Origin of the sequence: Salipiger sp. PrR002, from assembly GCF_010500775.1 — a bacterium.
Taxonomy (GTDB): Bacteria; Pseudomonadota; Alphaproteobacteria; order Rhodobacterales; family Rhodobacteraceae; genus Salipiger.
In genome coordinates this window covers 314,204-320,274 of the sequence record NZ_JAAGOU010000002.1, presented here as the reverse complement: position 1 = coordinate 320,274, position 6,071 = coordinate 314,204, and the positions used below count along the sequence as shown (strand labels likewise).

General features: G+C 65.3%; 5 protein-coding genes. 3 read left to right on the top strand and 2 right to left on the bottom strand.

Going from position 1 to position 6,071, the window contains the following annotated elements; genetic code table 11:
• Positions 1 to 198: 198 nt before the first annotated feature.
• Positions 199 to 774: an NADPH-dependent FMN reductase gene (locus G0A00_RS03965; protein ID WP_066102781.1), complete on the top strand. Its 576-nt coding sequence runs from the start codon at positions 199 to 201 to the stop codon at positions 772 to 774.
• A gap of 103 nt (positions 775 to 877) precedes the next feature.
• On the opposite strand, the gene G0A00_RS03960 is transcribed toward G0A00_RS03965, so the two are convergent.
• Both G0A00_RS03960 and G0A00_RS03955 read right to left on the bottom strand, forming a co-directional pair.
• Entirely contained in the window at positions 878 to 2,554 is a 1,677-nt protein-coding gene (locus G0A00_RS03960; RefSeq protein WP_164178863.1) for a capsule biosynthesis protein, read from the bottom strand.
• Complete coding sequence (locus G0A00_RS03955) at positions 2,532 to 3,191, bottom strand: ABC transporter ATP-binding protein (protein WP_164178861.1); 660 nt, start codon at positions 3,189 to 3,191, stop codon at positions 2,532 to 2,534. The genes G0A00_RS03960 and G0A00_RS03955 overlap by 23 nt, the downstream gene beginning before the upstream one ends.
• A gap of 241 nt (positions 3,192 to 3,432) precedes the next feature.
• Here G0A00_RS03955 and G0A00_RS03950 point away from each other — a divergent pair, with 241 nt between their 5' ends.
• Together G0A00_RS03950 and G0A00_RS03945 are read left to right on the top strand one after the other, a co-directional pair.
• Positions 3,433 to 5,187, top strand: a complete 1,755-nt coding sequence (locus G0A00_RS03950) for a carbamoyltransferase C-terminal domain-containing protein (protein ID WP_164178859.1) — start codon at positions 3,433 to 3,435, stop codon at positions 5,185 to 5,187.
• Positions 5,184 to 6,053 carry a polysaccharide deacetylase family protein gene (locus tag G0A00_RS03945; RefSeq protein ID WP_164178857.1) on the top strand — a complete coding sequence of 290 codons (870 nt, stop codon included), beginning with the start codon at positions 5,184 to 5,186 and terminating at the stop codon, positions 6,051 to 6,053. Before G0A00_RS03950 ends, G0A00_RS03945 begins: the two co-directional genes overlap by 4 nt.
• Positions 6,054 to 6,071 lie beyond the last annotated feature (18 nt).

Here is a 6,071-nt window from a genome sequence, read left to right as displayed (position 1 = left end):
TGCGAAAGGCCCGCCCCAACGGCGGGCCTTTTTGCATCCAGCTAAAACGCCATGAGCAGAGCCCGTGCACAGATGCACCCGCGCTGTGCGCGCGGGCGGATTGTGTCGTCACGGCGAGAGCGTAGGTATGGGGACAAGGAACGGCCCACCTCCCCTCTTGGGCTGACCCAATCCAATTTTATCCGGAAGGACTCCCACATGGCTCTCAAGCTGAAGATCATCCTCGGCTCCACCCGCCCCGGCCGCATTGTGCCCATCGTCGGCAAATGGGTCGAAGACCTCGCCAAGCAGCAGAACGGTTTCGACGTCGAAGTTGTCGACCTCAAGGAAATCGACCTGCCGCTGCTCGACGAAGCCGGCCACCCGCGTGCGCAGGCTTATGAGCACGAGCACACCAAGAAATGGGCCGCGAAGGTCGCTGACGCGGATGCCTTCATCTTCCTGACCCCGGAATACAACAGCTTCCCCTCGGCTGCGCTGGTCAACGCCATTCAGGCGCTCGCGGTGGAATGGGAGCGCAAGGTCGCGGCTGTCGTCAGCTACGGCGGCGTTTCGGGCGGCATGCGCGCCGCGCAGGAACTGCGCCAGCTGCTGGTCAACATGAACGTCATGGCACTGCCGCAGTCGGTGCCGGTGCCCTTCGTGTTCAACTACATCGGCGAAGACGGCGTGCTGCGCCCCGACCAGCCCGTGGTTGACGGCATGGCCGGCATGTTCAGCGAACTGGCCGCTTGGGGCGAAGCCCTCAAGCCCGCCCGCGCCAAGGCGGCCTGAGCCCTTTTCCCCATTCCCGGCTCAGACACACAAACGCCCGGCCATTGGCCGGGCGTTTTTTGTTGCCGTAAAGGTCAGGCGCGGGCGGCGCCCGCGCCGGGGCTCAGCTCGACACCTGCTCGCGCAGGATCGACGCGGTGAGCGAGATCATCAGATAGATGCCCGAGAAGATCAGGAACGCCAGAATGGTGTTCTCGAAGCTGCGCGGATAGCTCGGGTCCTCAGAGGCCACCGGCTCGACCGAGGTGGTCAGGTATCGCGCTTGGCTGTCGGCATCGCGCCGCGCCTGCTCCAGCCGCTCGAGCGCGGTCTGCAGCATCAGATCGCGGGTCGCCAAATCGGCCTGCGCCAATTGGATCTGCACCGCCTTCTCGGCCAGCGAATCCTCGCCCGTGGTGGCGGTGTTCATCTGCGCGTTGAGGTCCTCGAGCAGCGCCTCGAGACGGCGCACGTCACCACGCGCGCCCTCGACGCGGCTGCTGTTGGGGCGGGCGTTGTCGAGCAGCGCCTGCAGGGTCAGCCGCTTTTCCTGAAGCTGCACTTCGATATTGCTGATCTGCGTGCGCAGCGCCGCGATCCGGCCCTCGGGGTCGATCACCGACCCCTGCTGCTGCAGCCGCACCAGCTTTTCCTGCGCATCCTGACGTTCGGCCTGCGCCTCTTCGAGGCCGACCTCGGCGTCGGTCACCGCGTTCGAGCGCTTGCGCAGCGACAGGTTGTCCACGCGGTCCTCGGCGTATCCGATCAGCGCCCGGCTGAAGCGCGCCGCGGTCTCGGGATCGGCGGCTTGGATCTCCATCTTCACCACACCCTCGGTCGGGTCATAGCCGATGTCGATATTGCGCTCGTACACGGCGAAGGCATCCTCGGTCGAGGCATCCTCGTCGAGCCGCTGGATCGGGTCGATCCACTCTTGCTGATAATGCGACCGGAAGCCCTCGTCGCGGTCGAGCCGCAGCATGGCATCCTTGGACATCAGGTAGCTTTGTACCGCGATCGCGTCCTGATTGGTGGCGAATTGCGTGCCCGAGAACAGGCTGCCCATGGAGGAGGCCGAGTTCTCGGCCTTGAGGATCAGGAACTCGGACTTGGTGGCATACATCGGCGTGGCGACGACATAGAAATAGTAGCCCGCGATCAGCGTCGGCAGCAGCACGAAGAAGGCCAGCCGGGTCAGCAGCAGCGCCATCTTCTTGCGGCGGCGCTTGGCCAGTTCCTGCTGGATCTTCATGATCTCGGCGGCGCGGCGCTCCGCCGGGCTGGCGGTCTGGGTCGACGGCAGGTTGGTCTTGCCCGCCGGAACGGTCTGCGGCAGCTGGGTGCCAGGCTTGCGCCCATCGGGCTGCACGGCGGGCACAGCGGCCTGCGCAGCGGTGCCGCCACCGCCGCCCTGCCCTGCGCCACCGGCAGCGGCCTCGGGCACCACCAGTTCGAGCATGGTGCTGCGGCGGAACGGGTCGATCCCGCGGGCCCGCAGCAGGCGCACCGCGTCATAGTCGGAGGCGGGCTCGAGCCCGTGTTTCTGCGCCACCCGGCGCGCGAGCCGCAACTGGCGACCAGTCAGCCCTTCGCTGCGGATCGCCTCGATATCGGTGGTGCCGGACTTTGGCGTGGCGTCGGCCTGCGTCTGCGCCTTGTCCTCGCCAGACGCGGTGTTGGCGAACCGCGGCAGCCCTTCGGGCTTGGCCGGGGCGGCCTCGGGCATCTCTTCGGGACGCGCGGCTGCGGCGGTGTCGGGGCGGCGGATGCGGAATTTCTTAGCCTTGGATTTCATAGTCATAGAGCTGTTTCGCTTCTTCCAAGGTTTCAAACTGGTGCAGCTTGCCGTCCATCAGGACCGCCGCCTTACGGGCAAATTTCTCGAGGATCGCCGGTTGGTGCGAGACGATCACGATGGTCGTGGTCCGCAATCGTTCGGCAAGGATCTCGCCGGCCTTGCGGTTGAACTCGACGTCGGTCGAACTCGGCATCCCCTCGTCGATGAGATAGATGTCGAAATCCAGCGCCAGCATCAGCGAGAAGGTGAACCGCGCCTTCATCCCCGACGAATAGGTGCCGATCGGCTGGTCGAAATACTCGCCAAGCCCGCAAAGCCAGCGGCAAAACGCCTCGACATACTCGGGATCGAGCCCATACATCCGGGCGATGAACCGGGCGTTCTCGCGCGCCGAGATCTTCGAGATCACGCCCCCCATGAAGCCGAGCGGGAAGGACACGCGCGACGTGCGGCGAATCTCGCCCTCATCGGGCTTTTCCAGTCCCGCCATCATACGGATCAGCGTGGTCTTGCCAGTGCCATTGGGCGCGAGGATGCCGACGCTCTCGCCGAGCGTCACTTGAAAGGACACACGGTCGAGGATCACCTTGCGGCGTTCTCCGGTCCAGAAGGACTTGCTGACCATGTCGAACTCGATCATCACCCACCCCTTTCGAGCGGCCTGCATACTACGGCCCTCGGGTTACGTGACGGTTATTTGGCGAATTAGGTCAGATTATGACCAAAATTTGCAACAACGCCATTCCATCTATGTCACTGATCCCGAAACCACATAAATCCTCGCCATCTGCGTGCGCAAACCTTGGTCGAATCGCGCTTTAAGCCCCTGACGAAGCATGTATGGTTCGCCTAGAACGAAGGACGGCAGGAGCCCATAGCGCATGAGCTACACACTTGGCCTCGCGACCATGGACAACAGCGCGGCCGCGCTCTTTCACGAGGGGCAACTCGTCGCCGCCGTAGAGAATGAGCGCCTGAGCCGGATCAAGAACGATGGCGGCTTCCCGTGGCTGGCGATCGACGAATGCCTCGCCATGGCAGGGATCACAGCCGCCCAGATCGACCATATCGCCGTCTATTGGCAGCCGTGGCGGCTTGCCACGCGTGGCTTCGGCACCCTGCGCAAGATGGCGGGCTCGCCGCATGCGCGCAGCGCCATCGCGGCGCGGGCCCGGCAGATGTTTGTCAGCGCGCCCGACACACCCGATGGCGAGGTTTCCGGCTCGTGGAGCGACCTTTTCCGCCTGCGCCGCCTGCTGCGCGACCGCTTTGGCCCCATCGCGGCGAAGATCAGCTTTCACGACCACCACCTGTGCCACCAGCTTTACGCCGAGGCGATGCGCGACTGGGATGATTTCGTCTCGCTCTCCTACGACGGCGGCGGCGAAGAGAACTCGACCGTTTTGCATGTTGTGCGGGACGGAAAGCGCGAGCTGATCTCGCGCCACCGCTGGCCCAATTCGCTGGGCCATTACTACAGCGTGTTCACCGGCTACCTCGGCTTCAAGATGCTCGAGGGCGAATACAAGATGATGGGGCTCGCGCCCTACGGCACGCCGGTCTATCGCGATGCTCTGCAGGAACACGCGCTGCGCCTGCTCCCCGGTGGCCGCTATGCGCTCAACACGCGGCTGTGCGACTATCACGCCGCGCTGAAGGGCATCTTCCCCGACGAGATGGAGCGGCATTTCGGCCCACGCCGCGCGCCGGATGCCGAGCCCGAGCAATGCCATGTGGATCTGGCGACCTCGGTGCAGCAGGTCCATGAGGATGCGGTCGAGCATCTGCTCGCCCCGCTGCGCGACAGCCACCCCGATCTGCGGCGGCTGGTCATTTCGGGCGGCTGCGCGCTCAACGTCACCGCCAACGGCAAACTGCTGGCCAAGGGCGTCTTTGACGAGATCATCATCCCGCCCGCCCCGCATGACGCTGGCTGCGCCATCGGCGCGGCGATGGCCGATCTTGCCGCGCGCGGGATCAGCGCCGCACCAGAGCCGGTGCGCGCGCCCTATCTGGGCCGCGGCTACAGCGTGCCAGAGATCGAAAGCGCCATCGCCGCCGCGGGCCTGCCGGTGCCGGAAGCGCTGCCGGAGGATGCGCTGGTGAACAAAACCGCGCAGATGCTGGCCGACGGGCTGGTGATCGCGTGGTTTCAGGACCGCAGCGAGTTCGGTCCTCGCGCGCTTGGATCGCGCAGCTTCCTTGCCGATCCGCGCCGCGACGAGATGCGCGAAGAGCTCAACCGCAAGATCAAGAAGCGCGAGATCTTCCGCCCCTTCGCCCCGAGCGTCGCCGAGGAAGCCGCCAGCACCTTCTTCGAGATCGACCAGCCCAGCCCCTATATGAACATCGTCGCCCGCGTGCGCGACGACAAAGCCGAGGCGATCCCGGCAGTGACTCACGTGGATCAAACCGCCCGCGTGCACAGCGTCTCGGCGGCGGCCAACCCGCTTTATCACGCTTTGCTCACCCGCTTTGGCGAGCTGACCGGCGTGCCGGTGCTGCTCAACACCTCGTTCAACATCCAAGAGCCCATCGTGCACAGCCCCGCAGACGCGCTCGCCACCTTCCGCGCCTCTGGCGTCGATGCGCTGGTGATCGGCCCCTATATCGTCACCCGCGAGGCGCTGGAATGACCGATCCCGACCTCTTCCTCAGCATCGACTTCGAAGATTTCGCCCATGATCTGAAACGCGATCTGGGGCTGTGGGAGACCGGGCCGCTGCGCGGTGACGCGCTCTGGGCCGGGTATGAGAGCATCGATGGCTTTCTGCGCGACCAAGGCGTGCGCGCCACCTTCTTCTGCACCGGGATCATCGCCGACCAACTGCCCGACCTGATCGGGCGCATCGCCGAAGACGGGCATGAGGTCGCCTGCCACTATTATTTCCACGACGAGCTGCGCAGCCAGTCCGCAGAAGAGGTCGAGCGCAACCTGCAGCGCGCCAAGGCCGCGCTGGAAGAGGCCGCCAACGCCCCGGTGCAGGGCTTCCGCGCCCCGAAGTTTCGCATCGAGAAGACGGACCCGGCGCAATACCGCGCGGTGGAGCGGCACTTCACCTATGATTCCTCGTTTTTTGCCGGAAGCCGTGGCGAGGTTCGCGCCTTTCGCAAGCGGATGGGGCTGACCTCGCTGAAGCTGCTGCCGATTTACTCGGCCCCGCCCTTCGAAGGGCTGCCAGAGATGAAGCTCGGCGGGTCCTATCTCAAACTCTTCCCCGCCGCCTTCGCCGACCGGCTGCTGTCGGGATGCGAGAACGCAGGTCTGCCGCCGCACATCTATCTGCACCCCTATGAGTTCACCGCTGGCGGGGAATTCCTGCTCAGCCGCGCCGAACGCGCGCCGCTCGGTCGCCGCAGCGCCGCCTATTGGGGCCTGCGCCAGCACCAGTGGAGCACCATCGGCAATGCCGGGCTGAAGTCCAAGCTCGACCGCATCTGCCGCCGCCTCGGGCTTTACGGGCGGCTGTGCGACCATCTTGAGGCCGCTGAGATCACCTAAGCGGCCCTGCTACTGGCG